The 24,061-nt window shown below is 66.4% G+C and carries 25 protein-coding genes; 19 read left to right on the plus strand and 6 right to left on the minus strand.

Annotated features, from left to right (window positions below):
* Positions 1 to 4: 4 nt before the first annotated feature.
* Together E8L99_RS14820 and E8L99_RS14825 are read right to left on the minus strand one after the other, a co-directional pair.
* Positions 5 to 883: a branched-chain amino acid ABC transporter permease gene (locus tag E8L99_RS14820; protein ID WP_137100269.1), complete on the minus strand. Its 879-nt coding sequence runs from the start codon at positions 881 to 883 to the stop codon at positions 5 to 7.
* Positions 884 to 1,191: 308 nt separating this feature from the next.
* Positions 1,192 to 2,460, minus strand: a complete 1,269-nt coding sequence (locus E8L99_RS14825) for an ABC transporter substrate-binding protein (RefSeq protein ID WP_137100270.1) — start codon at positions 2,458 to 2,460, stop codon at positions 1,192 to 1,194.
* 96 nt (positions 2,461 to 2,556) lie between these two features.
* Between E8L99_RS14825 and E8L99_RS14830 the strand changes: the two genes are divergently transcribed.
* The 5 genes from E8L99_RS14830 to E8L99_RS14850 all read left to right on the plus strand — a co-directional run bounded on the left by E8L99_RS14830 (position 2,557) and on the right by E8L99_RS14850 (position 7,655).
* Positions 2,557 to 3,327, plus strand: coding sequence for a GntR family transcriptional regulator (locus tag E8L99_RS14830; RefSeq protein ID WP_315862540.1), 771 nt, complete (start codon positions 2,557 to 2,559; stop codon positions 3,325 to 3,327).
* Between the two features lie 11 nt (positions 3,328 to 3,338).
* Positions 3,339 to 4,115, plus strand: a complete 777-nt coding sequence (locus E8L99_RS14835; RefSeq protein WP_137100272.1) for an SDR family oxidoreductase — start codon at positions 3,339 to 3,341, stop codon at positions 4,113 to 4,115.
* 64 nt (positions 4,116 to 4,179) lie between these two features.
* The gene (locus tag E8L99_RS14840; RefSeq protein WP_137100273.1) at positions 4,180 to 5,025 is read left to right on the plus strand and encodes a metallophosphoesterase family protein; all 846 of its coding nucleotides are present in this window, start codon (positions 4,180 to 4,182) and stop codon (positions 5,023 to 5,025) included.
* Between the two features lie 90 nt (positions 5,026 to 5,115).
* The gene (locus E8L99_RS14845; protein ID WP_137100274.1) at positions 5,116 to 6,498 is read left to right on the plus strand and encodes an FAD-binding oxidoreductase; all 1,383 of its coding nucleotides are present in this window, start codon (positions 5,116 to 5,118) and stop codon (positions 6,496 to 6,498) included.
* Positions 6,495 to 7,655, plus strand: a complete 1,161-nt coding sequence (locus E8L99_RS14850) for a M20 family metallopeptidase (RefSeq protein WP_215907003.1) — start codon at positions 6,495 to 6,497, stop codon at positions 7,653 to 7,655. The genes E8L99_RS14845 and E8L99_RS14850 overlap by 4 nt, the downstream gene beginning before the upstream one ends.
* Here E8L99_RS14850 and E8L99_RS14855 read toward each other — a convergent pair.
* On the minus strand, positions 7,652 to 8,176 hold the full coding sequence (locus E8L99_RS14855; RefSeq protein WP_137100275.1) for a DUF2478 domain-containing protein: 525 nt from the start codon (positions 8,174 to 8,176) through the stop codon (positions 7,652 to 7,654). The genes E8L99_RS14850 and E8L99_RS14855 overlap by 4 nt on opposite strands.
* A 170-nt stretch (positions 8,177 to 8,346) precedes the next feature.
* On the opposite strand from E8L99_RS14855, the gene E8L99_RS14860 reads away from it, so the two are divergent.
* Positions 8,347 to 8,634, plus strand: a complete 288-nt coding sequence (locus E8L99_RS14860) for a hypothetical protein (RefSeq protein WP_137100276.1) — start codon at positions 8,347 to 8,349, stop codon at positions 8,632 to 8,634.
* Here the strand turns inward: E8L99_RS14860 and E8L99_RS14865 are convergent.
* A complete protein-coding gene (locus tag E8L99_RS14865) occupies positions 8,619 to 8,867 on the minus strand; it encodes a sulfurtransferase TusA family protein (protein ID WP_137100277.1) in 249 nt (82 codons plus the stop codon). The genes E8L99_RS14860 and E8L99_RS14865 overlap by 16 nt on opposite strands.
* A gap of 80 nt (positions 8,868 to 8,947) precedes the next feature.
* Here E8L99_RS14865 and E8L99_RS14870 point away from each other — a divergent pair, with 80 nt between their 5' ends.
* The gene (locus tag E8L99_RS14870) at positions 8,948 to 10,234 is read left to right on the plus strand and encodes a c-type cytochrome (RefSeq protein WP_137100278.1); all 1,287 of its coding nucleotides are present in this window, start codon (positions 8,948 to 8,950) and stop codon (positions 10,232 to 10,234) included.
* Here E8L99_RS14870 and E8L99_RS14875 read toward each other — a convergent pair.
* Entirely contained in the window at positions 10,231 to 12,258 is a 2,028-nt protein-coding gene (locus tag E8L99_RS14875; protein WP_252511116.1) for a 4Fe-4S binding protein, read from the minus strand. The genes E8L99_RS14870 and E8L99_RS14875 overlap by 4 nt on opposite strands.
* Positions 12,259 to 12,414: 156 nt before the next feature.
* Between E8L99_RS14875 and E8L99_RS14880 the strand changes: the two genes are divergently transcribed.
* From E8L99_RS14880 to E8L99_RS14935, 12 genes are all read left to right on the plus strand, one after another.
* Positions 12,415 to 13,167 carry a biotin/lipoate--protein ligase family protein gene (locus E8L99_RS14880; protein ID WP_137100279.1) on the plus strand — a complete coding sequence of 251 codons (753 nt, stop codon included), beginning with the start codon at positions 12,415 to 12,417 and terminating at the stop codon, positions 13,165 to 13,167.
* A complete protein-coding gene (locus tag E8L99_RS14885; protein WP_252511117.1) occupies positions 13,164 to 13,718 on the plus strand; it encodes a DUF6505 family protein in 555 nt (184 codons plus the stop codon). The genes E8L99_RS14880 and E8L99_RS14885 overlap by 4 nt, the downstream gene beginning before the upstream one ends.
* Positions 13,719 to 13,726: 8 nt before the next feature.
* Positions 13,727 to 14,767 (plus strand): DUF6352 family protein, encoded by a 1,041-nt coding sequence (locus tag E8L99_RS14890; RefSeq protein ID WP_137100281.1) that lies wholly within the window; start codon positions 13,727 to 13,729, stop codon positions 14,765 to 14,767.
* Between the two features lie 10 nt (positions 14,768 to 14,777).
* Entirely contained in the window at positions 14,778 to 15,290 is a 513-nt protein-coding gene (locus tag E8L99_RS14895; RefSeq protein WP_137100282.1) for a DUF3305 domain-containing protein, read from the plus strand.
* A complete protein-coding gene (locus E8L99_RS14900; RefSeq protein WP_137100283.1) occupies positions 15,287 to 15,979 on the plus strand; it encodes a DUF3306 domain-containing protein in 693 nt (230 codons plus the stop codon). Before E8L99_RS14895 ends, E8L99_RS14900 begins: the two co-directional genes overlap by 4 nt.
* 119 nt (positions 15,980 to 16,098) lie before the next feature.
* On the plus strand, positions 16,099 to 16,935 hold the full coding sequence (locus tag E8L99_RS14905; RefSeq protein ID WP_137100284.1) for a Cro/CI family transcriptional regulator: 837 nt from the start codon (positions 16,099 to 16,101) through the stop codon (positions 16,933 to 16,935).
* 31 nt (positions 16,936 to 16,966) lie between these two features.
* Positions 16,967 to 17,191, plus strand: coding sequence for a twin-arginine translocation signal domain-containing protein (locus E8L99_RS14910; RefSeq protein WP_252511118.1), 225 nt, complete (start codon positions 16,967 to 16,969; stop codon positions 17,189 to 17,191).
* A gap of 11 nt (positions 17,192 to 17,202) precedes the next feature.
* Entirely contained in the window at positions 17,203 to 20,157 is a 2,955-nt protein-coding gene (locus E8L99_RS14915; RefSeq protein ID WP_137100286.1) for a formate dehydrogenase subunit alpha, read from the plus strand.
* Between the two features lie 15 nt (positions 20,158 to 20,172).
* Entirely contained in the window at positions 20,173 to 20,769 is a 597-nt protein-coding gene (gene fdh3B / locus E8L99_RS14920; RefSeq protein WP_137100287.1) for a formate dehydrogenase FDH3 subunit beta, read from the plus strand.
* 101 nt (positions 20,770 to 20,870) lie between these two features.
* Positions 20,871 to 21,893 (plus strand): formate dehydrogenase subunit gamma, encoded by a 1,023-nt coding sequence (locus E8L99_RS14925; RefSeq protein WP_137100288.1) that lies wholly within the window; start codon positions 20,871 to 20,873, stop codon positions 21,891 to 21,893.
* Positions 21,894 to 22,013: 120 nt separating this feature from the next.
* The gene (gene mobB / locus E8L99_RS14930) at positions 22,014 to 22,544 is read left to right on the plus strand and encodes a molybdopterin-guanine dinucleotide biosynthesis protein B (protein WP_137100289.1); all 531 of its coding nucleotides are present in this window, start codon (positions 22,014 to 22,016) and stop codon (positions 22,542 to 22,544) included.
* 47 nt (positions 22,545 to 22,591) lie between these two features.
* Complete coding sequence (locus E8L99_RS14935) at positions 22,592 to 23,845, plus strand: molybdopterin molybdotransferase MoeA (RefSeq protein WP_137100290.1); 1,254 nt, start codon at positions 22,592 to 22,594, stop codon at positions 23,843 to 23,845.
* 6 nt (positions 23,846 to 23,851) lie between these two features.
* Here the strand turns inward: E8L99_RS14935 and E8L99_RS14940 are convergent, their stop codons facing one another.
* Entirely contained in the window at positions 23,852 to 24,049 is a 198-nt protein-coding gene (locus E8L99_RS14940) for a hypothetical protein (protein ID WP_137100291.1), read from the minus strand.
* Between the last annotated feature and the right edge of the window lie 12 nt (positions 24,050 to 24,061).

The following is a 24,061-nucleotide window of genomic DNA, read 5'->3' on the forward strand; positions in this document are numbered from 1 at the left end:
GGGATCACTCGAATTTCTGAATGCGCTCGCCGAACAGGCCGCGGGGCCTGAGCAAGAGGACGAGCACCATGAGCAGGTAGACGGAGGCCTCCGTCGCAGCCGGATAGAAATGGGCGGCAACGCCGCGCGTCATGCCGACGATGGCGGCTGCCGCCACCACGCCCCAGAACGAGCCGAGGCCGCCGATCACCACCACGACGAAGGCGAAGGTGATGACCTCCTGGCCCATGGCCGGATGGACGCCTGCAATGGGGGCCACCAGCACGCCTGCAAGGGCCGCAAGCCCCACACCGATCATCACGACCGCGGTCATATAGGGCTTCAGGGAAATGCCGAGCGCGCCGACCATGTCGGGGTTCTGCACGCCCGCCCGCACAACCTTGCCGAAAGCGGTCTTGGTCAGCAGCAGCCAGAGGCCGGCAACACAAGCTACCGCAATGGTGAGGATCATCAGCCGGTAGCGCGAATAGATGAAGTCGCCGATGAACACCTGGCCGCGCAGCGCCTGCGGTATGGAAAAGGGCACCGGGGCCGCGCCATAGAGGATGCGCAGGCTCTGTTCTGCCACCATGGCAAGGCCGAAGGTGAGCAGGAGGCCAAGGATCGGGTCGGCATTGTAGAAGCGCCGGAGCAGGTAGCGCTCCACCACCATGCCGATCAGGGCTACCGCGAGCGGCGAGACCACCATGGCGCCGCCAAAGCCGATCTGCGGGGCAAGCGTCACAGCAAGATAGGCGCCGATGGCATAGAAGGCGCCATGCGCCAGGTTCACGATGCCGCCGAGCGAGAAGATCATCGACAGCCCGAGCGCGATCATCAGGTAATACGCGCCGACCAGCAGGCCGTTGAGGATCTGGGACAGGAGCGGGATGAAATCGAACAAGGGGCGGGGCTTTCGGTGGGGAGGGTCAGTCCAAGCGGCCTTCGTCGATCAGAAGGCCGCTTCCGTCATGTGCGGAACTGTCACCCCCGGCGAGCCTGAAAGGCGAGGGAAGGGGGTCCAGGAATTCTACCGCTCGGCGAAACAAGGAAGTCTGGATCCCCTTCCCCTCCTTCGCTTGCGCTCAGTCGGCCGGGGATAACGCGATGTGCAGAGCGAGTTCCGGCAGCGCTGCGGAGCGCCGCCGGAGAGACGAGGCGGCGAGCCGGCGGAACGGCCTTTTCGACCATCCCGCCTGCTCGATCAGTACGTCACGCCTTGAACGTGCAGGAGTTCTCCGCCTCGGTGGCGGCGATCGCCTCCAGGCTCTCGTTCGGACCCGGCACTGCCGGCGACGACGAGAAGATGTCCCACTGGTTCTTCACCTGCGCCTGGGGCAGGGCGGTGATGGCATACATCTCCATCATCATCTGGTGGTCGCGGGCGCGGAAATAGCCCTCGCGGGTCTTCAGAAGGTCGAATTTCGCGCCCTTCTCGAAATGCTCGACGATCTTGGCCGGCTCGATCGACTTCGTTTCCGTCATCGACTGGGCGATCACCTTCAGCGAGCAATAGTCGCCCCACGCCTGGTTCTCCGGCGGGCGGCGGTACTTAGCGGTGAAGGCCTGCACGAACTTCTTGGTGTTCGGCGTGTCGATCAGGTGATGCCAGACCACCGGCCAGATGCCGCCGAAGTTGCCGGGACCGGCGCCCCAGGCGAGCGCGGTATCGAAGCCGAAACCGGCGACCGGGAAGTTCAGGCCGAATTCGGCATATTGCTTGAGGAAGTTGGTGATCTGGGTGCCCGCCAGATTGAGGATCACCACGTCCGGACGGGCCGCGCGGATCTTCAGCATGAAGGGCGAGAAGTCGTTGAGGTCGGTCGGGATCAGGTCGTCGCCGGCATGGTTGGCGTTGGCGCCGCTCATGAAGCGCTTGGCGACATTGAGCAGGTCATGGCCGAAAGCATAGTCGGCCGTCAGCGAATACCATTTCTTGCCAGTGACCAGGCCGTCGCGCACCAGCGAGCGACCCACGGCCTTCACATACATCGAGTTCTGCGCCTCGATGTGGAACATGAATTTCTGGCAGTCCGAGCCGCGGAGCGCATCGGAATTGGCGCCCGTGTTGATGAACAGCACCTTCTCGCGCTGAACCACCTGGGCAATGGCGAGGGCGGAGGCCGACGAGATCTCGCCGATGATGGCGGCGACCTTGTCACGCTGCACGAGGCGCTCGGCCTTGGCGGAGGCCTGCTGCGGGTTCGGGCTGTCGTCCATGACGAGCTCGACCTTGCGGCCATTGATGCCGCCGGCGGCATTGATTTCTTCCGCAGCGAGCTGGATCGCCTGCACGGCATATTCGCCGAGCGGGCCGAGGAACCCCGTGCGCGGCGTGATATGGCCGAACTTGATGGCTTCCGACTGCGCATAGCTGATGGCGGGTGCGCCCAGCGTGCCAAGCGCCGCCGCGCCTGCGGAGGCCTTCAGCAGGGTGCGGCGGTTCAGGCTCTGGTCGAACGGGAATTTGCCTTGCGACATGGCGACGTCTCCTTGGTCGGTCCCTAATGACGGCGGGAGCGTTGGCCGCTCCTCGCCCACGGCGCCTTTGGCTTGCCGTGATCTGTGATCACAGATATGGTTGATCAAAGGCGCGGCTTTGTCCAGCCCTTCCGTTGCGTGCCCTTTGCCATGAGCCTTGCCGAAGCCCTCACCACGATTGGCCCCATCGAGCGTTTGACGCTCGGCGACCGCGTTTACGGGCACATGCGCGAGCTTTTGATGTCCGGCCGGCTCGCGCCGGGCGAGAAGCTGTCGTTGCGCGCGACTGCTGAAATTCTGGGCGTCAGCATCATGCCGGTGCGCGAAGCCGTCAGCCGGCTGGTCGCCGACCGGGCGCTGGAAGTGACGCCGAACCGCGCCGTGCGGGTGCCGATCCTTGATGCCGCGCAGTTCCGCGAGCTCACCACGGTACGTGTCGAGATCGAGGGCTTCGCTGCGGAGCGCGCGGCCGCTTTGGCGGGCCCCGATGATATCGAGCGGATCGCGGCGGCCGAGCGTGCCTTCCGCGACCTGTCCCATGCGCCGGCGCCGGATCTCGCCGAGGCGGTCCGCCTCAACAAGGAATTCCATTTCGCCGTCTATGCCGCGACCGGCCTGTCGACCCTGATGGAGATCGTCGGCGGTCTCTGGCTGAAAGTCGGCCCGGTGATCAATCTCGACCTGCGCGCCAATCCCGAGCGCCTCGCGACCGGTGGCGCGGTCCGGTTCCATGCCGATGCGCTGGCCGCCATCCGGCGCGGCGATGGCCCGGCGACACGCGCGGCGATTGCCGGCGACATCGCTGGCGCGGCCGACTTCATCCTAGCCAAGGGCGGCCTGTCTGAAGGCGCCGCCGACAAGACCTGAGGGAGACGACCATGGATCTCGGCATCAAGGGCCTGCGCGTGCTGGTCACGGCTGGCGCCAACGGCATCGGCCTCGAAATCGCCCGCGCCTTCGTCGAGGAGGGCGCCAAGGTCCATGTCTGCGATGTCGACCGCGAGGCGATGTCGGAGCTTGCCCGCACCGACCCGGAGATCAGCTGCACGCCCTGCGACGTCTCCAACCGTGCCGAAGTGAAGGCGCTGTTCGACATCGCGCTGGAGCGGCTCGGCGGCCTCGATGTTCTCGTCAACAATGCCGGCATTGCCGGGCCGACCGGCCGGGTCGAGGAGATCAACCCGGAAGACTGGGACCGCTGCCTCGAGATCTGCATCACCAGCCAGTTCAACTGCGTCAGGCTTGCCGTGCCGCACCTGAAGCAGAGCGACAACGCCTCCATCATCAACCTGTCCTCGGTGGCTGGACGCTTCGGCTTCGCGCTGCGCTCGCCCTATTCGGCGGCGAAATGGGCGGTGGTCGGCTTCACCAAGTCGCTGGCCATCGAGCTTGGCGAGTTCGGCATCCGCTGCAACGCCATTCAGCCGGGCCTGGTCGAGGGCGACCGCATCCGCCGTGTGCTGGAGGCCAAAGCCCAGGCGCGCGGCATCTCGTTCCGCGAGATGTCGGACCAGGCCGTCACCTATACCTCGCTCAAGACCTTCGTCACCGCCCGCCAGCTCGCCGACCAGATCCTGTTCCTCTGTTCGCCGCGCGGCCGCACCATCTCGGGCCAGGCGCTGTCGATCTGCGGCGACATGCAGGTGCTGAGCTGAAGGGATCGGTTGCATCGCGAGGGTGGCGCGGCTTTCCTCCGATGATGCCGCTTGAGTCGTCGATGTGACCCTGATTGCCCATATCTCCGACCTGCATTTGGGGCCGGTACCCTTTCCGGTGCCCGGCCCTCTCGCGCTGAAGCCGGTGCTTGGCTGGATCAACTGGGCGCGCCAGCCAGGCCAGCACGACAATGCGCTCTGGCTCAAGGCGGCCGCCGAGGCGATGGCCGCGAAGCCCGACTTCACGCTGATGACCGGCGATCTCGTCGAGCTGGGGCTCGATAGCGAATGGCGTGTCGCCGCTGAGGCTCTGGCCCTGCTGGGGCCGGCCGATCGCGTCACCTGGGCGCCCGGCAACCACGACCTCTACACCCGAGACGGTGAGGTGCGGGCGCGAGCGCTCATGGCAGACTGGCTGCCGGCCGGCAGCGGGCGCGATCTCCGCGACAGCTTTCCCCGTCTGGACCTTGTCGGCGAAGCCGCCATCGTCACCTTGTGCTCGGGCACGCCGACCTGGCTGTTCTCGGCGGAGGGCGAACTCGGGGCCGCGCAGCTCGAGCGGCTGGATGTCCTGCTCGCCGGCATCGATCGCAGCCGCCACCTGCCGGTCATCGCCGTCCACCATCCGCCCCACACGCCGAAGTTGTCCTGGCTCAAGCGGCTGCGCGATGGTGAGGCGCTGATCGACCTGATGAGCCGGAGAGAGTGCTCTCTCCTGTTCCATGGGCATCTGCATGAGGCCTGCCGCGTGGAGATCGTCCGCGAGGGGCGGACGATCACGCAAATCGGCGCGCCGTCTGCCTCCGCGACCGGCCGACACGGCGACGGGCCCGCCGGGTTCAATCTTGTCGAGATCGCGCGGCAGGAGACCGGTCTCCGCTGGTCTTGCCGACATGTCCGCCTGCCGTGAGCGCCGCAAGGCCGCCCATTCCGAATGGCAGTTGTCGCTCGCCGCACTTGATGTCTTGATGCTCGCCCTTCCGTTCTGGAGCCTTGGTCGATGACTGCCGCAGCCTTTCCGCCCGCCCTGCTGGATGCCCTGAAGGCGCTTCTCGGCGACCGCGTCTCGACCTCTGAATCTGACCGCGCCCAGCATGGTCGCGACCAGTCGCGCCATGAAATGCACATGCCCGACGCGGTCTGCCGCGTGCTTTCGACCGAGGAAGTGGCCGGAATCGTCAAGCTGTGCGCCGCCCATTCGGTGCCCATCGTGCCGTTCGGGGCCGGCTCCTCGCTCGAAGGCGCGCTGATTCCGCTCCATGGCGGCGTGTCGGTCGACCTCACCGGCATGAACCAGATCCTCGACGTGCGCGCCGAGGATCTCGACGTCACGGTCCAGGCCGGCGTCACCCGCAAGCAGCTCAACGCCTATCTCCGCGACACCGGACTTTTTTTTCCTGTCGACCCCGGCGCCGATGCAACCATCGGTGGCATGGCCGCGACCAGGGCCTCCGGCACCAATGCGGTGCGCTACGGCACCATGCGCGAGAATGTCGTCAGCCTGACCGTGGTGTTGGCCGATGGTCGGATCATCAAGACCCGCTCGCGGGCCAAGAAGTCGTCGGCCGGCTATGACCTCACCGCCGTCTTCGTCGGCTCGGAGGGCACCCTTGGCATCATCACCGAGGTCACCGTGCGTCTCTATGGCATCCCCGAGGTGATGGCGGCGGCGATCTGCGCCTTCCCCTCCGTCGATGCGGCCGTCGACACCGTCATCCAGACCATTCAGATGGGCCTGCCGATTTCGCGCATGGAACTGCTCGACGACCGCACCATCGAGGCGGTCAACGCCTATTCCAAGCTCGACTTGCCGGTGACGCCGACCCTGTTCTTCGAATTCGCCGGCAGCCAGTCGAGTGTCGACGAACAGGCGGAAATCGTTGAGGAACTCGCCAAGGGCGAAGGCGCGACCAACTGGAAATGGTCCAAGGATGCCGACGAGCGCGCCAAGCTCTGGCAGGCCCGCCACGATGTCCATTGGGCAATCCGCGCGCAAAATCCCGGCAAGGTCGGCTTCGGCACCGATGTCTGCGTGCCGATCTCGGCGCTTGCCGACGTGTTGCGCGAGACCCGCAGGGACACCGCGCAGCACAGTTTCTCGACGACCCTTGTCGGCCATGTCGGGGATGGCAATTTCCACCTCGGCATGCAGATCGATCCGGAGGATCCGGACGAACTGAACCAGGCGCTGAAGGTCTATGACCGCATGGTCGAGCGCACTCTGGCGGCCGGCGGCACCTGCACCGGTGAGCACGGCGTCGGCATCGGCAAGATGAAATATATGCGTGCCGAGCACGGCGATGCGATCGACGTCATGCACCTGATCAAGAACGCGCTCGACCCCAAGAACATTTTGAATCCCGGCAAAGTCCTGCCGGCGTGACCGCAACGCAGATGAAGGAGCTGACCACCGAAGGCCTGCTGGAGGCCGTCCGCCAATGGGTGATGGTCGAAAGCCCGACGCAGGACGTCGCCGCCGTCAACCGGATGGCAGATCATGCCGAGGGGCTGCTGCGGGCGATCGGGGCCAGGATCGAGCGCATTCCGGGTGAGGGCGGCTATGCCGATATCCTGATCGGCCGGGTGCCCGGCGAGACCGGGGGACCGGGCATCCTGCTGCTTGGCCACATGGACACGGTCCATCCGGTCGGCACGTTGGCGGGCCACCTTCCCTGGCACGTCAACGGGGATAAGGTCTTCGGCCCGGGCATCTACGACATGAAGGGCGGCAACTCGATCGCCCTATCGGCGCTCGCCCATCTCCATGCCACCGGCCGCAAGCCGCGCATGCCGGTCTCGGTCATGTTCATTCCCGATGAAGAGGCGGGCAGCCCATCGTCGCGGGCGCGGATCGAGCAGGAGGCGCTGAACCATGCCATCGTGCTGGTGGCCGAGCCGTCGGGCGATGGCGGGCGGCTGACGGTCGCGCGCCACGGCATCGCGCGCTACTACCTCAAGACCACCGGCAAGCCCGCCCATGCCGGCGCCTATCACGCCAAGGGCCGCAGCGCGATCCGCGAGATGGCGCGCCAGGTTCTCACCGTCGAGGCGATGACCGATTACGACCGCACGATCACGCTGAATGTCGGCACGATCAGGGGCGGCACCCATGAGAACATGGTGCCGATCTCGTGTGAGGCCTGCGTCTATGTGCTCGTGCCCACCGCCGATGCGGAGGCCGAAGTGCGGGCGAAGCTGCTGGCGCTGAGGCCGCACGATCCCGATGTCCAGTTGGACGTGACGCTCGGGCTGTTCCGGCCGCCCTTCGTCAAGACGCCGGCGATCCAGAAGCTCTACGACCACGCGGCGGGGCTTGCCCGGGACCTCGGCTTCGAGGTGGCGGGCGAGCGCGTCGCCGGTGGCGGCAGCGACGGCAACTTCACCGGCGCCCTGGGCGTGCCGACCCTCGACGGCCTCGGCGTCATCGGTGACGGGCCGCATACCCACTACGAGCACCTGCTGGCTTCCTGCCTGGTGCCGCGCACGCAGCTCTATGTTAGCCTGTTCGAGACGCTGGGCTCCGATCTGATCGCCGGTTAGGCGGCGGGGGCCGACGCCTCGACCGACTGCCACCAGGCGTCAACGGCGGATCGCTGGCAAGCAACCTTGACGTCAAGTCCACCGGCAAAGGCGTTCCAGGCCTCCAGAAACCGCTGCGGCACGCCGATCACCAAGGGCTGTTCGGCGGCGACCACCTGACCGATCTCGCCCGCAAGCCCACCGCCATCCGCCTCCATGCGGCCGAACTTGTTGATCACGACCAGGTCCAGCGGCTTGTCGATGGCCGCGCGCAAGGCGCCGGCGGCTGCCGCAAGGCCGGTCGGGTCGAGCCGGCAGGCGCCGACACTGCCGGAGCCGAGGTCCTGACAGATGTTGATCCGTCGGCCCGTGTCGAGGTCCTCGAGCTCCATGTCCTGCGTCTCGCAGGAGGCGTTGATCCCGTTGATCTGGACGAGCCCCGCCACCGCCACACCGCCTGCGGCCAGCCGATGGGCAAAGTCCGCCAGCAGGGCATCGCAATCGTCATCCGGGCCGTAGACGACGGCCGCTAGCTTCACCATCGGGCTTGTCCGTTCATGTCGTGTCGCGTGTGGCAGGATGGGGCTGCAACGCCCCGGCGTAAAGTGGCGGCTGCACGCCGGAAGCTCTCGGCAGGAGCAGGGGACTCATGGCAGAGTGGCCGAAGTCCGGTCATGCGGGCGCGCCCAGGCCGCGCCCAGGAGCTTTGTCGATGTTGAAATGGGTCATGGTTGCCGCTCTTGCCACCGCCGCTCTCGGCCTCAGCCCTGATGCGGCCGAGGCGCGCCATCGCCGCCATCACATCTCCGCCGAGGGCTGGTGCCGCGCCGACGCAGCCCAGATGATGGGCATCAGCCGCCGCGCCATTCGGCTGGACCGGCTCGCGGCGACGCCCGGTGGCCGTTACGAGATCCGCGGTATTGCCAACCATGGCCGCCACGGGTTTCGCGCCTTCACCTGCCATTTCGACGAGCGCCGCGTGCTTCAGGGCGCGATCTGAGGGCTCGGGCCCTTCTTGCGGATGCGGAACACCAGAATCGTGTCATCACGATCCTGCGATTCCAGGCTGTCGCCGGTCTCCCGGATGAGATTGGGAATGTCGATCGCGGCCATCGGATCGGTGCAGGTCACCGTCAACAGCGCGCCCGGGGCGACGCGGGTCAGCGCCTTGCGGGTCTTCAGCGCGGGCAGGGGGCATTTCAGCCCCTTCAGGTCGAGATCGGTGTCGGACATTCTGGGCGCCTGACTGTCTGTCGCAGGAGATCTGGCTGCTGCGATCTCCGTATATCGTTCGGGTCCCTGGCTGTCTCGTCATGTCATTCCGTTCCGTTGTCGCACTGCTGGCCACCGTCCTGACGCTCGGCGCGCCGGCCTCCGCACAGGAACTGCGCGGCCACGGTGGACCCGTGCGGGCGCTGGCTGTCACGGCGGATGGCGCCGTCGCCCTGTCGGGCTCCTTCGACACCTCGGCCATTCTCTGGGGCATCGAGGCCGGTGCGGCGCTTGCCGTGCTCCGCTTCCACGATGGTCCGGTCAATGCGGTCGCCGTATTGCCCGAGGGTCGTTTCGCGACCGGCGGCGAGGAGGGCAGGGTTGCCATCTGGCGGCTGGGTCGCCCAGAGCCCGAGCGGGCGCTCGAAGGCCATGCTGGTGCCGTGTCCGGCCTTGCTGTGTCGCCCGACGGCCGCGTCCTGGCATCGAGTTCCTGGGACGCGACGGTGCGCCTGACGGCGCTTGCGGGCGGCGAGACTCAGGTGCTCTCCGGGCATCGCGGCCCGGTCTCGGCACTCGCTTTCTCGCCGGACGGCCGCACGCTCGTTACCGCAAGCCACGACATGAGCGTGCGGTTCACGCCGCTCGACGGGTCGCAGGCGCGCATGGTCGAGCTGGGCGTCGCGGTTGCCTCGCTGGCGATTGCGCCCGACGGCGAGATCCTGGCAGGCGCCGCCGATGGCAAGCTCTACATCATGGGTCCGGACGGCACGCGGCGCGGTGAGATGGCCCTCGGCGGACCGCCGCTGATCGCCGTCGCCGTTTCGGCCGATGGCGTGATGGTGGCCGCTGCCGCCATCAACGGCGCCGTCGCTCTGATCTCCCGGGCCAACCGGCGGGTCGAGCGCACCCTGGTCGGTCCCGGCCTGCCGGTCTGGTCGCTGGCCTTCCGGCCCGGCAGCGACGAAGTGCTCACCGGTGGCGGCGACCGGCTCATCCGGCGGTGGCGTGTCTCGACCGGCGAGCATCTGGGCCCGGTCATCATGGCGCGCCCGGCCGATCTGCCGTCGCGCTACGCCGGCGACCGCGGGGCGGAGGTCTTCAAGGCCTGCATCGCCTGCCACACGCTGGAGCCGGACGGTGGCAACCGCGCCGGGCCGACGCTCCATGGCGTGATCGGTCGCAGGATCGCGACAGCCCCCGGCTATGTCTATTCCGAAGCGCTGCGCGGCATGGACATCGTCTGGACGAAGGACACGATCGCCCGCCTGTTCGAAATCGGTCCGAATGCCTATACGCCCGGCACCAAGATGCCCGAACAGACCCTCGGCGATGACGAAGACCGGCAGGCGCTGGTCGACTTCATCGCACGCGCAAGTGCGCCCTAGTTCAGCGTGTCCTTGCCCTCGGACGCCTCGCGCAGATAGTCCTCCGCGGTCCTGACCTTCGGCCGGCTGGGGCCGCCATAGGGGTCGAAGCTCTCGTTGACGACCTTCTCCACCCGGCAATCCTCGCACATGAACAGCGCCTCGCGCCGATGCGCATTGGCGCCGGTGAACATCCAGTGGCCCTCAAGCTTGGCGGCGATCCGGTCGATGGTCGACTTGGTGCCGAAGGCCTTGCCGCACGACGTGCAATGGAACGGCTCTTCCTGCTTCACCACCCGCTTCGGCTCATTCCAGGCGATGAAATCGACCTGCGGCTTCAGGCTGATCGCGTCCTCGGGGCAGGTCTGTTCGCACAAGCCGCACTGGACGCAGAGGCTCTCGGTGAACCGTAGCATCGGCAGGTCGGGGTTGTCCGAGAGAGCACCGGTCGGGCAGGCCGAGACGCAGGCGAGACACAGCGTGCAGGCATCCCCATTGACGTCGGCCTTGCCGAAGGGCGCCCCCTTGGCGAGCGCCACCACATCGACGGGGGAGGGCGCTGCCCGGTGCAACTCGCGGAATGACAGCTCCAGCAGTCCGCGCTTGGCGCCGAGCGGCTGGAACGTCGATGGCGTCGGGGCGACACGCGCCACAACAGGCTCGCGCAGCAGCGCCGACAGGGCATCGGGATCATCGGTCGAGAGGATGGCGACCAGACCGTCGCCATAGCCGAGCCCCGAAAGCATGGTGTTGGCTGTCGCGACGACGGCGTCCAGCCCACCGAGATCGTGCTTCGGCCGGGCTCGCGCCAGGAACCGTACGCCGGCCGCCCCATAGGCGAAGGCGCTGGCGAGCGCTTCCGGGCCGAGCTGGCTGATCTCGTTGACGCCGAGCGGCAGGACATGGGCCGGAAGGCCGTCACCGTACCGCGCCAGGGCATCGATCAGCGGACGGCCGTGGTCCTCGTCATGGACGAGAACGACCGGCCTGGCCCCGCCGGCAGCCCGGAATGTGGTGAGGAGCGTGCGCAGGCGGGCCAGAACGGCTTCGACAGGCGGCAGCGCATAGCTCGCAGCGCCCGTCGGACAGGCGGCGGCACAGGCGCCGCAGCCGGCGCAGACGGCCGGGTCGATCGCCACATGATTGCCATTCGGCGTGATCGCGCCGGTCGGGCAGAGATCGAGGCAGCGGGTGCAGCCGGTGATCTTCGAGCGCGAATGAGCGCAGAGGTCCTCGTGGAAGGTGATGTAGCGCGGCTTGTCGAAGGTGCCGACCAGCGCCCGAGCCTCCCCGATCAGCCGCTCGACGGCGGCCGGATCGCCGGGATCGACGCGCAGATAGCCGGGACGCAGCTCCGGGCTTGGAAACAGCGGCTGACCACCCGTGAGGTCGATGACGATGTCGGAACTGGAACTCGCGCCATTGCGCGGCACCTGCCAGACGAGGTTACGGCGCGAGGCGGGGGATGCCAGCGCGTAATCGTCGATGGCGAGCTCGAAGGCGCCGAGATGGCCTTTGGCCGATGTGATCGTGCCTTTGACCACCGGGAAATCGGTCACCGCCGGCGGCATGATGGCCGAGGGCTTCGTCAGCAGCACGGTGATGTCGAGCGCGTCGGCCAGCCGCCGGCCGACCTCCAGCGCCAGGTCATCGCGGCCATAGACCAGCGCGACGCCGTCCGATTCGAGCGTCACCAGATGGATTGGCGGCATGTCGACCGCCGCCGCGGCCAGAAGTGCCGCCGTCTTCGGTCCGGCGGCCTTCGCCTCGCTGGACCAGCCCGCCTGTTCGCGGACATTGGCGAAGGTCAGCCGGCCGGCAAAACCCATCTCCTCGGCGGTTTCCTGGAACAGCGGCGCTTCCTGGGTGCAGCCAACGGTGACGTCGCCGCCCTGGCCGATCACCGCCTTGAACAGGTCGAGCTCCTTGCGGCAGAGCTGGTCGGCTGTCCTGACCTTGGTCAGGCAGGCGCGCGCAACGGTCTCGCCGTGCAGCGGCATTGTCTCTTCGCACGAACAGACGAAGGTGGTTCCGCCGGCCTGCATGGCATTCCTCTTCCGGGTGAGTGGCCGGCTTTTCCGGACACGACAGCGCACTTCCGCACGCTCCCCTTCCCGCGACCCTGTTCCCTCATATATTGGAAGCAATCCAAAGAACCAATGCGACCGCCGATACGACGGTGTCGCATCGCCCGAGGTGCCATGTCTCCCCTGATCGCCATCAAGGCGCCATCCACGCTCACCTTGCCGCCGGGCTTCGAACTCGAGCCCCTGCGGGAATCCGGCGATGCCTTTGCTCATGCCTGCCGGATCGCGGCCGAAAAGGGCGCGGGCACGCTCGTCTGGGTGCGTCGTTTCGACGTCGCCGAATACGCCATCGTCCTCGAGCCGGAGGAGCCGCTGGCGGTTGCCCGCAAGGCGTTCTTCATGGGCATGAATGCCACAGCCGAGGCGATTGCCGCACACTGCCCGCCCGAACGCGACGTTTCGTTCCGCTTTCCCGACGCGATCACCTTCGACGCAGGACTTGTCGGTGGCGGCCGGATTGGCTGGCCAAAGGGCACGGCAGAGGATGCGGTACCGGCTTGGCTGGTCTTTTCCGCGGTCATCCGCGTGACCTTCGACGGCATGATCGAGCCGGGCAAGGCGCCAAATGCGGCCGCCCTCGACGATGAAGGATTCGACGGTGTCGGCCCTTCCGATCTCGTTGAGAGTTTCGCGCGGTTCTTCCTGCGGCAGGTCGATATCTGGCAGAGCCAGGGCTTCAAGACGATCGCCGCCGACTATCTCGGCCGCGTCGTCAAGGAGCGACCGGGCGATCGCCGCGGCCTCGACGCCAATGGCGACCTGCTGACGCGCCGGGCTGTGGGCGAGGAGGAACACCGCTCGATCTTCCTCGACGGCCTCAAGGCTGTCGCCTGGCTCGACCGGAAGACCGGAGCGCCCAGGCTGTGAGATTGCTCCGCACCATCCGCCTCGATCCCTCCGATCGCTTCGTGTTCCCCGTTGCGGCCGAGCCTGGCGAATGGGCGGTCACGGGCACATTCCTGTTCTGGGGGCGCCCGATCGACCAATTGGAGGGAAAGGACCGCGCTGCTTTCCGCTCTGGCTTCGTCGGCGTCGAGAGCCTCGGCTTTTCCACGCTGGTGGTGGTTGAGGAGATCCGGGAAGACGAGCACCGCGCAGCGGTCGAGGCGCTCGCCCGCCACATCCACAGCCATCTCGGAGCGCCGACGCTCGATGCCGCGACCGCGGCTGCCGCCGAAGAACTGGCTTTCGCGGCATCGCTCGCCGATCACGACATCGGCACGCTGGTCGCCATGCACCGCTTGTTCGAGAAGGGCGAGATCCACGAGCAATATCGCACTCTGAAACCGCGTGAGCGGACGCTGGGCGCTGATGGCCTGCATGCCCAGGCGCGTGCCTTCACCTTCCACGAAATGGTCGATGACGAGGCACCCGAGGAACGGGTGGACCTCATCGGCATGATGGGTCCCAAGCCATGAGCGATGCCATGACCGACACGCCCCGTCTGGCCAAGGAATTCTGGGTCTCGTCGGGCCACCACATGACGACGAAGACCGCGGGCGGCGGGCTTGCCGTCAGCGATGAGATGATCCTGGCCTATCTCGCCCGGCCAGAGTTGATCCCGCCGGAGGAGGCCTGCGATGCGGAGCGCGAGCTTCATGCGCTCCTGATGGCAGAGCCGCGCCGGCCGGTGACGGCCGCCATGATTGGCGCGATCCAGGACGAGGATGCCCGCGAGAACTGGGGTTTCATGATCGGCTTCCGGGACCGCCTCATGGCGCATCCGAGCCTGGAGGCAGCCTATCTCGCGATCGTCCGCAACCACGCGGGTTCGGTGCCGCCGCTGTTCCTCAACCAGCTGGTCCATCTCATCCTGCGCAATGCGCTGGACGGTTGCGAGGACCCCTTCGTTCTGAGAGCCGCCGAGTGCTTTTTCCGGACCCAGAAGGGCAGCCTGCGTGACGACACCCTGCTGCTCGCCGATGCCGAACTGGTTGAGGGACTGGAAGCCGACCGCAAGGCGCTGATGCACTCATCCCCGCTCACCGCCATGCTGGGCGGCGATGCCGCCTCCGAGCTTGAGGTGATGACAGACGAGACGGCGGACACCTATTGGTCCTGCTCGGACGCCTTCTCGATGGTGATGAATCTCGGCGGCAATCCGCGCGTGCGCGACGCGCTGGCGCGGGTCATCGAGACCTGGCTTGCGCATATGCTCGGCGTCGAGACCGAGGTGAAGCCGATCGAGCGCATCGAGGATGCCGACTGGCGATGGTTCGTCGGCCTCGATGCCGAGGCAACCGCTATCGGCAACAGGCTGTGGCGTGGCGAGCCGGTCGATCCGGTGGACCAGTCGCGCGTCTGCGGCCTGTTCAGCCTCACCTTCGCCGATCCCCGACAGGTGGATGCCAAGGTCGGCGGCAAGCCGGTCTACCTGATCATGGCGCTCGACAATGATATGATCCTGCGCATCAAGCCGCAGAACCTGCTGCTCGGCCTGCCGCTTGCCGGCCGGCTGGCAGCCTGAGGAGAGGGCGATGGCAGTCCAGCACATGATGGTCGGGGTTGTTGCCGTCAAACGGAAGCTCAACAACCCCTGGATCGATTTCGAATGGACGCCGGAGGCGATCCTGCCGGGTCTTCCCGCAGTCGAACCTGGGACCGTGATCGCGCGCGACGGCCCGCATGAGAGCTATTATCTCGGTCCTGCCGAATTGACGTTCCATTCCGGCGAGACCGCCCATTACCGCGACAACCTCACCTCGGGACGGCCGTCCGTCTGGGTGGCGCTCCGCGACAACGGCGATGGCATCTGGCGTGTGGCCGGCGTCACCGTCGATCCCTACGAGGGCGAGGCCTATGCCGATACCGTCGACGACCGGGTCGAGCCGGTGCCCATGCCCCACGACGTGATGGTGGAGTTGAGCGCCTTCTTCGACAAGCATCACGTCGAGCAGACCTTCTTCAAGCGCAAGCGTGACCGCCATGTGCAGGAGCCGACCTACGGGCTCGGACATCCCAATCTGCGGCGACCGGGGGACAAGGGATGAGCGGCAGCGATGAAGGGTTTCTCTCGCGCTGGTCGCGGCTGAAGCGCGAGCCGGAACCGGAGGCCCCGGAGGTCGTCGAGCCGCCGCCGGCGCCTGCGAGTGATCTCGCGAAATCCGTCGAGGAGATCGTCGCGGCCCTGCCGCGTATCGAGGACTTGCTGCCCGGCCAGTCGCTGTCCGGGTTCATGCAGGCTGGCGTGCCGGTCGATCTGAAGAATGCCGCGCTGCGCCGCATGTGGACCATCGATCCGGCGATCCGCGACTTCGTCGGTGAAGCGCTGGACTATGCCTATGACTACAACACGCCCGGCGGCGCGCCTGGCTTCGGTCCGATGATCACCAGCCCCGATCAGGTCAATGAGGTGCTCGCCATGTTCGACAAGGCGATGCCGAAACTCACCCCGGATTCGCGCATGACGGGTGATTCCGACAATTTGCCGCAGCACGATGACGTGACACGGAAGGCGGACCTTGCCGATGCTGCGTCGCAGCAAAATCGCGCGGGGTTGGCGTCACAAGAAGCCTCATTGCCGACGCCTATGACCGTGGCCGCGACAGAACCCGCGCCCGCGCTGGATTTCGCAAGAGCCAAGGCTGACCACGGTCCTGTTGCACTGCAAGAAAAGTCAGTGAATTCAGCCGCTTTGCCCTCAAAGTCGCGCCGCCACGGGAGCGCATTGCCGCACTGAGGAAGAGGCTATGACCAATTGCATCTCGGGCACATAGCTTGTAGCTATTCCAGACTGGGTTTGGAAAAGTGCGTGTGCCAAGAGCGAATGCGCCCGGCCACGGCAAGGGTTCGATGAGAATGAGCGCTCAGTCGCTTCGGGACGGGGGATTGCAGGAAGCCATCAAGGCTGTCGGCGGCGTGGGTGCGCTTGCGCGCGCGCTCGGCATTTCCCAGCCCTCGGTCTCCAATTGGCAGAAGGTGCCTCCTGAGCGCGTCATTGCGATCGAGCAGATCTCGGGCGTTGCGCGCGGTGTGTTGAGGCCAGATCTCTATCCCGAGATGCGCGCCTCGCTGGCCGCCGCCATGGAAGCGGCCAAGGCCGAACAGGCGGCTGCCGCCGAGCCCGATGATATGGATCGCCTGCGGGCCGCCGAATACGGCCTGCTGGCGCTCTTGCTGTTCAAGGCGCCCACCGCCGCCGTGCTCGCCGAGGTCAGCAACCTCAAGGGCGATGCCTCGCCGCTGGGGCTTGCCCATCTGGCGCTCGCTGAAGCTGCCAGAGACACCACGCTGGAAGCCGCAAACCGACAGTTCTTCGACCTGTTCGTCGGACTTGGTCGTGGCGAACTTCTGCCCTACGCGTCCTACTATCTCACCGGCTTCCTGCACGAGCGGCCACTGGCCGAGGTACGTGCCGATTTCATCCGCTTCGGCATCGTCCGCGAGGACGAATCCAAGGAGCCTGAGGATCACATCGCGCTGCTGTTCGACGTGATGGCCGGCCTGGCGCTGGGGTCCTTCGGTGACGGTTACGCCGACGAGAAGACCTTTTTCGAGACGCATCTGAAGCCATGGGCGGCGCGGTTCTTCGCCGACCTGGAAACGATCGAGGGTCGCCCGCTCTATGCCACGATCGGCAGGGTGGGGCGGCTGTTCATGGATATCGAGACGGAAGCTTTCGCCTTTGCCGGCTGAGCCGGCGAAGCGATGAATGGGAGGACAGGCAATGGCTGACACCAACGACAAGAATGGCGCATCCCCCGTCGCCGATCGGCGTGGGTTCCTGAAGGCCCTGACCGGCGCATCCGCGGTTGCCGCGACCGCCGTCGTCGCCGCGGAGCCGGCCGAGGCGCAGTCCACGGGCCGCGAAAGCCGCGATGAGCGCGTCAAGGCGCGCTACCAGGCGAATTCGGCTGAAGTCCAGAATTTCTATCGTACCAACCGTTACTGAGGGCCGCCCCCATGCTGATCAAGCGCAGGACTTCGGACGCCTCCCGGCCGCGTCTCGGCGGGCTCGCTGCTGGCCTCACCTCCGGGGTGATGGACCGCCGCACCTTTCTCGCCCGTTCCGGCATCACGGCCGCCGGTGCCATTGCCGTTGGCGCGTTGACGCTCGGCGCGGTGCGCAAGGCTGACGCCGTCTCCGCCCCCCAGCCGGGGGTGCCGACCATCGTCAAGAAGAACATCTGCACCCATTGCTCGGTCGGCTGCACGGTGCGCGCCGAGGTGCAGAACGGCGTTTGGACCGGTCAGGAGCCGGCCTGGGAAAGCCCGATCAATCGCGGCACCCATTGCGCCAAGGGCGCTTCCGTCCGCGAGATCGTCCATGGCGAGCGCCGGGTGAAATACCCGATGAAGCTCGTCAACGGCCAGTGGCAGCGCATCTCGTGGGACCAGGCGTTCAACGAGATCGGCGACAAGATGACCGAGATCCGCGGCAAGTCCGGTGCGGATTCGGTCTACATGCTCGGCTCCGCCAAGTTCACCAACGAGGCTGCCTATCTGTTCCGCAAGTTCGCGGCCTTCTGGGGCACCAACAACGTCGACCACCAGGCCCGCATTTGCCACTCGACCACGGTCGCCGGCGTTGCCAACACCTGGGGTTACGGCGCGCAGACCAATTCCTACAACGACATCCGCAATGCCAAGACCATGATCATCATGGGTGGCAATCCCGCGGAAGCCCATCCGGTCTCGCTCCAGCACGTGCTGAGCGGCAAGGAGCTCAACCGCGCGAACATGATCGTCATCGATCCGCGCATGACCCGTACCGCCGCCCACGCGACCGAATATGTCCGCATCCGCTCCGGCACCGATATCCCGGTCATCTGGGGCATCATGTGGCACATCATCAAGAACGGCTGGGAGGACAAGGACTTCCTCGCCAAGCGCGTCTACGGCATGAGCGAGGCGCTCAAGGAAGTCGAGAAGTGGGATCCCAAGACCGTTGAGGATGTCACCGGCGTCCCCGGCGCGCAGCTTGAGCGGGTTGCCAAGCAGTTCGCCACCGAGAAGCCCTCGACCCTGATCTGGTGCATGGGTGCGACCCAGCACTCGGTCGGCACGGCCAATGTCCGCGCCTATTGCACCCTGCTGCTGCTCACCGGCAATGTCGGCGCGCCCGGCACCGGCGCCAACATCTTCCGCGGCCACACCAACGTGCAGGGCGCGACTGACCTCGGCCTCGATGTCGGCAACCTGCCGCTCTATTACGGCCTGGTCGAAGGCGCCTGGCGCCATTGGGGCCGTGTCTGGGACGTGCCCTACGACTATTTCGTCTCGCGCTTCGACGATGTTCCGGCCAAGGGCGGCCGTGCCGCCCGCACCGGCAAGCAGAACATGGAAGTGTCTGGCCTGCCGTCGACCCGCTGGTTCGACGCGACCCTCCTGCCGGCCGAACAGGTCGACCAGAAGGACAACCTCAAGGCCATGTTCGTCTTCGGCCATGGCGGCAACACGATCCCGCGCATTCCCGGCGCGGTCGAGGGCCTCGGCAAGCTCGACCTCCTGGTGATCGCCGATCCCCATCCGACCAACTTCGTCTCGCTCGGAAACCGCCAGAACGGCACATATGTCTTGCCGATCTGCACCAATTTCGAGTGCGATGGGTCGCGCACAGCCTCCAACCGCTCGATCCAGTGGGGCGAGAAGATCGTCGAACCGATCTTCGAATCGGCATCCGACTACTGGGTCATCTACAAGTTCGCCCAGAAGCTCGGCTTCGCTGATCAGATGTTCAAGAACATCCAGCTGGTGAAGGGCAAGTTCGGCGACGAGCCGCAGGCCGAATCCATCCTCCGCGAGATCAATCGCGGCGGCTGGTCGACCGGCTATACCGGCCAGTCGCCGGAGCGGATCAAGGCCCATATGGCCAATCAGGACAAGTTCGACATCGTCACGTTGCGCGCGCCGGCCGATGCTCCGGCCGAGATCCGCGGTGACTTCTACGGGTTGCCCTGGCCGTGCTGGGGCAAGCCGGAACTGCGCCATCCCGGCACGCATATCCTCTACAACACCAATGTGCGGATGATGGACGGCGGCGGTGCTTTCCGTCCGCGCTTCGGCGTCGAGCGTAATGGTGAAACCCTGCTGGCGCAGAATTCCTGGAACCTCGACAGCCCGATCCAGGATGGCTACCCGGAATTCACCTATGCGATCTTCCAGCGTCTCGGCTGGGATGCTGATCTGACCGCCGACGAGAAGGCCTCGATCGAGCGGCAGGGCGGCGCCAATCCCGGCGCGGTCAACTGGGCCAACGACATTTCAGGTGGCATCCAGCGCGTCTGCCTGGCCAAGAATGTCTGCCCCTTCGGCAACGGCAAGGCCCGTGCGATTGCCTGGAACCTGCCCGATCCGGTTCCGGTTCACCGCGAGCCGATCTACACGCCACGCGCCGATCTCGTCGCGAAATATCCGGCGCGCGCCGACGAGCGTTCGCTGCGCATGCCGAACCTGCACACGACCTATCAGAAGGGCGCCGTCGACAAGGGCGTTGCCCGCTCCTTCCCGATCATCCTCACCTCCGGCCGTCTGGTCGAATATGAGGGCGGCGGCGAGGAAACCCGCTCGAACAAGTGGCTGGCCGAACTCCAGCAGGACATGTTCGTCGAGATCAATCCCCGCGATGCCTCGGCTCGCGGTGTCTCGGATGGCGGCTGGGTCTGGGTGTCTGGTCCGGAAGGCGGCCGCGCACGCGTCAAGGCGCTGGTCACCGAGCGTGTCGGCCCGGGCGTCGCCTGGATGCCGTTCCACTTCGGCGGCTGGTACCAAGGCCAGGACCAGCGCAAGGCCTATCCGGCCGGCACCGATCCGATCGTTCTCGGCGAGAGCGTCAACACCGTCACCACCTATGGCTACGACCCCGTGACCGGCATGCACGAGGGCAAGGCCACGCTCTGCCAGATCGCAACGGCGTAAGAGAGGACCTGAACCATGGCCCGGATGAAATTCCTCTGCGACGCCGACCGCTGCATCGAATGCAACGCCTGCGTCACCGCCTGCAAGAACGAGCATGACGTGCCCTGGGGCATCAATCGTCGGCGCGTCGTCACCATCAATGACGGCAAGCCCGGCGAGCGCTCCATCTCCATGGCGTGCATGCACTGCACCGACGCGCCCTGCGCGGCGGTCTGCCCGGTCAACTGCTTCTACACCACGGCCGACGCCGTCGTTCTCCACTCCAAGGAGACCTGCATCGGCTGCGGTTACTGCTTCTACGCCTGCCCGTTCGGCGCGCCGCAATATCCGCGCGTCGGCAATTTCGGCTCGCGCGGCAAGATGGACAAGTGCACCTACTGCGCCGGTGGTCCCGAGGCCGACAACAGCGTGGCCGAATATGCCCAGTACGGAGCGAACCGCCTCGCCCAGGGCAAGCTGCCGCTCTGCGCCGAGATGTGCTCGACCAAGGCGCTGCTGGCCGGCGACAGCGACATGATCGTGACCATCTACAAGGAGCGCGTGCTGAAGCGCGGTTACGGCTCCGGCGCCTGGGGCTGGCAGACGGCCTACAAGGAAACGATCGCGATCTGACCGCTTTTGTCCCTCCCGGTGGCAGAACCTCTGCCGCCGGTCCGCTCACACGACATCAATTCGGGCGCGCCATGAAAGCGCCCAAGAGGGAGGACCACCCGATGCGCGTCTCGCTTCGGTCTCTCGCCGCCGCAGTCCTGCTGGCCTTTGCCGTTGCGGTCTCCGCACCGGTCCTGGCGCAGCAGCCTTCCTCGGTGAACCCGACCGCTTCGTCGGTCAAGGAACAGCAGCTTCTCGAGGCGCTGCGCGCCGGCACGCCCGGCACCGGCACCACCCTGTCGGGTCGGATCACCATTCCCGATCAGCGCGCCGCAAACCTCATCCAGCCCCAGGGGCAGGCCTGGCGGGTGTTCCACCAGGGCACGATGCACTGGGTCGGCGGCATCGCCATTCTCGGCATGCTGGCCGTGCTCGTCGCATTCTACCTGTTCCGCGGCCGGATCATGATCCACAAGGGCCCCGCGGGCATCCGGATCCTGCGCTTCACCACGTTCGAGCGCCTGGTTCACTGGATGACGGCGGGCTGCTTCCTGGTGCTGGCGCTGACCGGCCTCAACATCACCTTCGGCAAATATCTGCTGCTGCCGCTCTTCGGTGAAGGCGGCTTCCATGCGGTCGCGAGCCTTGGCAAATATGCCCACAACTATCTCGCCTGGCCGTTCATGCTGGGCCTGGTCTTCATGTTCCTGGTCTGGGTTGTCCATAACATCCCGAACAGCATCGACATGGAATGGCTGAAGCAGGGCGGTGGATTGCTCAAGCCGGGCGTCCATCCTCCGGCGAAGAAGTTCAATGCCGGCCAGAAGGGCATCTTCTGGGCGGTGATCATCGGCGGCGGCCTGCTGTCGGTCTCGGGCTTCTTCCTGATCTTCCCGGCAACCGCCGATGGCGTGCTGGCGCTTCAGTTCTGGAACATCGTCCATGGTCTCGTGGCGGTGCTGCTCATCGCCATCATGATCGCGCACATCTATATCGGCTCGGTCGGCATGGAAGGCGCGGCCGATGCCATGACCTCCGGCGAGGTCGATCTCAACTGGGCCAAGGAGCACCATTCGCTCTGGGTCCAGGAGGAGGCCTCCAAGGGCCGCATCAATCCGGGCGCGCTCGGCCAGCCTGCCGAGTGAGCTGATTTATCGATCGTCGTGACAACGCCCGGCTCAGGCCGGGCGTTTTCTTTTGCGCGGCATTGCCGCTACAGGACATGCAGGGCGCTGGCATGGCGCCGCTGCGGGGAACGATCTGAAATGAAGGTCATCGGTCTTGCCGGGTGGAGCGGAGCGGGCAAGACGACCCTGCTGGTCAAGCTCATCCCTGCATTGATCGGCCGGGGCCTGACCGTCTCGACGCTGAAACACGCGCACCATGCTTTCGATATCGATCATCCCGGCAAGGATTCGTTCGAGCACCGGACAGCCGGCGCGTCCGAGGTTCTGGTGGCCTCGGGGCGCCGCTACGCGCTGATCCACGAACTCCGCCAGGAACCCGAACCGCCGCTCGCCGACCTGCTGGGCAAGCTTTCGCCTGTCGATCTGGTGCTGGTTGAAGGGTTCAAGCGGGCGCCCCATCCGAAGATCGAGATCTATCGCGCCGCCAACGGCAAGCCGTTCCTGTTCCCCGACCTGCCGAATGTCCGCGCCCTCATCTCCGATGTTTTGCCGCCGCAATGGACAGGGCCTCACACCGGCCTGAACGAGATCGAGCGGGTCGCGGATCTCGCCCTCGATCATGCGAGGCCGCTGGCCGACGTGGTCGCCACCCTCCGCATCGGCGCCTGAGCCCACCAGCATTCCCGTCCCGCCCGTCCGCGTGCTAAGCCCCAACCATGGCGCAGCTTTCCTCCGATCATTTCGCCTTCGGCCCCGGCCTCCTGTCGATCGAGGAGGCGCTGGCGCGCGCTTCCGCCAATCTCAAGCCTATTGCCGAGGTCGAGAGCGTCTCGCTGGTCGAGGCCGATGGCCGCATCCTCGCCCATGATCTGATCGCCGGCGTCGATCTGCCACCCTTCTTCAACTCCGCCGTCGACGGCTATGCGGTGCGCCATGCCGATCTTCAGCCTGGTGGCGAGACGATCATGCCGATCACCGGGCGCATCGCGGCGGGCGGCGAGGGGGCTTTCTCGGTGCCGGCTGGAGCCGCCGTGCGCATCTTCACCGGGGCGCCGATGCCGGATGGCGCCGATACGGTCTTCATGCAGGAGGATGTGCGGCTGGATGGCAACCGCGTGACCTTGCCGACCGGCCTGAAGCCTGGCGCGAATTGCCGCCCAGCCGGCGAGGATCTCCCCAGGGGCCAGGTGGCATTGACCGCCGGCCGCCGGATGACGCCCGAGACAATCGCGCTGGCGGCCGCTCTCGGCATCGATCGTCTGACGGTGCGCCGACCCATCAGGGTCGCCATCTTCTCGACCGGCGACGAGTTGGTTTCGCCGGGACAGGCGCTACCGCCCTCAAGCCTCTATGATTCCAACCGCTTCACGCTCGCAGCCCTGGTGCGCAGGCTGGGCGCCGATGTCACAGATCTCGGTATCCTGAAGGACAATCGCGAGGCCGTTGCCGCTGCCCTTGCCGGCGCCGCCGCCGATCATGATCTGATCCTCACCTCCGGCGGCGTGTCGACCGGCGAGGAGGATCACGTCAAGGCGGCTGTAGAGCAGGAGGGAAGCCTGGCGTTCTGGCGGCTGGCGATCAAGCCCGGCCGTCCCGTGGCGATGGGCGTGGTTGGGGGCACGGCCTTCATCGGATTGCCGGGCAATCCGGTGGCGGTCTTCATCACATTCGCGCACGTGGTCAGGCCGTTCCTGACGGCGCTCGCCGGCGGCAAGCCCGAGCGGCCGCTGGCGCTGCCGGTGCGCTCAGGTTTTGCCTATCGCAAGAAAGAAGGCCGCCGGGAATATGTCCGTGTGTCGCTGAACCGTGGCGCAGATGGCGTGGTCGAGGCACACAAGCACCCGCGCGAAGGCGCGGGCGTCATCACGTCGCTGACCGAGACTGATGGTCTGGTGGAGTTGACCGAAGACATCACCCGGATCGAGCCGGGCGCGATCGTCGGCTTCCTCAGCTATGCGCTGCTGCGCTGACCGCGCTCAGTGGCTGGCGCCGCCGCGATTGGTGCCGCTCCAGTCCTTGCCGACCAGATTGCTGCCGGCTTCGCCATGGCGCAGCACGGCGCCTGACCCGACATAGCGCGCGTCGGCAGTGGTCTGCAGCTCGGTGTTGAGGACAAAGCCAGCGCCGGCCGCCAGCAGGATCGCGATGCCGAATGACGCAAGAATGGCTTTCATCTGTTCCCCCAC

It is taken from the genome of Phreatobacter aquaticus, assembly GCF_005160265.1.
Lineage (GTDB): Bacteria > Pseudomonadota > Alphaproteobacteria > Rhizobiales > Phreatobacteraceae > Phreatobacter > Phreatobacter aquaticus.

What these genes read in the sequence shown, in the direction of transcription:
- E8L99_RS14940 (WP_137100291.1), bottom strand. Translation starts at nt 24,049, where the DNA reads ATGAAAGCCATTCTTGCGTCATTCGGCATCGCGATCCTGCTGGCGGCC.
- E8L99_RS14935 (WP_137100290.1), top strand. Translation starts at nt 22,592, where the DNA reads ATGGCGCAGCTTTCCTCCGATCATTTCGCCTTCGGCCCCGGCCTCCTG.
- E8L99_RS14890 (WP_137100281.1), top strand. Translation starts at nt 13,727, where the DNA reads ATGACCGACACGCCCCGTCTGGCCAAGGAATTCTGGGTCTCGTCGGGC.
- mobB (WP_137100289.1), top strand. Translation starts at nt 22,014, where the DNA reads ATGAAGGTCATCGGTCTTGCCGGGTGGAGCGGAGCGGGCAAGACGACC.
- E8L99_RS14860 (WP_137100276.1), top strand. Translation starts at nt 8,347, where the DNA reads ATGTTGAAATGGGTCATGGTTGCCGCTCTTGCCACCGCCGCTCTCGGC.
- E8L99_RS14905 (WP_137100284.1), top strand. Translation starts at nt 16,099, where the DNA reads ATGAGCGCTCAGTCGCTTCGGGACGGGGGATTGCAGGAAGCCATCAAG.
- E8L99_RS14900 (WP_137100283.1), top strand. Translation starts at nt 15,287, where the DNA reads ATGAGCGGCAGCGATGAAGGGTTTCTCTCGCGCTGGTCGCGGCTGAAG.
- E8L99_RS14925 (WP_137100288.1), top strand. Translation starts at nt 20,871, where the DNA reads ATGCGCGTCTCGCTTCGGTCTCTCGCCGCCGCAGTCCTGCTGGCCTTT.
- E8L99_RS14855 (WP_137100275.1), bottom strand. Translation starts at nt 8,176, where the DNA reads ATGGTGAAGCTAGCGGCCGTCGTCTACGGCCCGGATGACGATTGCGAT.
- E8L99_RS14835 (WP_137100272.1), top strand. Translation starts at nt 3,339, where the DNA reads ATGGATCTCGGCATCAAGGGCCTGCGCGTGCTGGTCACGGCTGGCGCC.
- E8L99_RS14910 (WP_252511118.1), top strand. Translation starts at nt 16,967, where the DNA reads ATGGCTGACACCAACGACAAGAATGGCGCATCCCCCGTCGCCGATCGG.
- E8L99_RS14845 (WP_137100274.1), top strand. Translation starts at nt 5,116, where the DNA reads ATGACTGCCGCAGCCTTTCCGCCCGCCCTGCTGGATGCCCTGAAGGCG.
- E8L99_RS14915 (WP_137100286.1), top strand. Translation starts at nt 17,203, where the DNA reads ATGCTGATCAAGCGCAGGACTTCGGACGCCTCCCGGCCGCGTCTCGGC.
- E8L99_RS14895 (WP_137100282.1), top strand. Translation starts at nt 14,778, where the DNA reads ATGGCAGTCCAGCACATGATGGTCGGGGTTGTTGCCGTCAAACGGAAG.
- E8L99_RS14830 (WP_315862540.1), top strand. Translation starts at nt 2,557, where the DNA reads ATGGTTGATCAAAGGCGCGGCTTTGTCCAGCCCTTCCGTTGCGTGCCC.
- E8L99_RS14825 (WP_137100270.1), bottom strand. Translation starts at nt 2,460, where the DNA reads ATGTCGCAAGGCAAATTCCCGTTCGACCAGAGCCTGAACCGCCGCACC.
- fdh3B (WP_137100287.1), top strand. Translation starts at nt 20,173, where the DNA reads ATGGCCCGGATGAAATTCCTCTGCGACGCCGACCGCTGCATCGAATGC.
- E8L99_RS14880 (WP_137100279.1), top strand. Translation starts at nt 12,415, where the DNA reads ATGTCTCCCCTGATCGCCATCAAGGCGCCATCCACGCTCACCTTGCCG.
- E8L99_RS14870 (WP_137100278.1), top strand. Translation starts at nt 8,948, where the DNA reads ATGTCATTCCGTTCCGTTGTCGCACTGCTGGCCACCGTCCTGACGCTC.
- E8L99_RS14865 (WP_137100277.1), bottom strand. Translation starts at nt 8,867, where the DNA reads ATGTCCGACACCGATCTCGACCTGAAGGGGCTGAAATGCCCCCTGCCC.
- E8L99_RS14875 (WP_252511116.1), bottom strand. Translation starts at nt 12,258, where the DNA reads ATGCAGGCCGGCGGAACCACCTTCGTCTGTTCGTGCGAAGAGACAATG.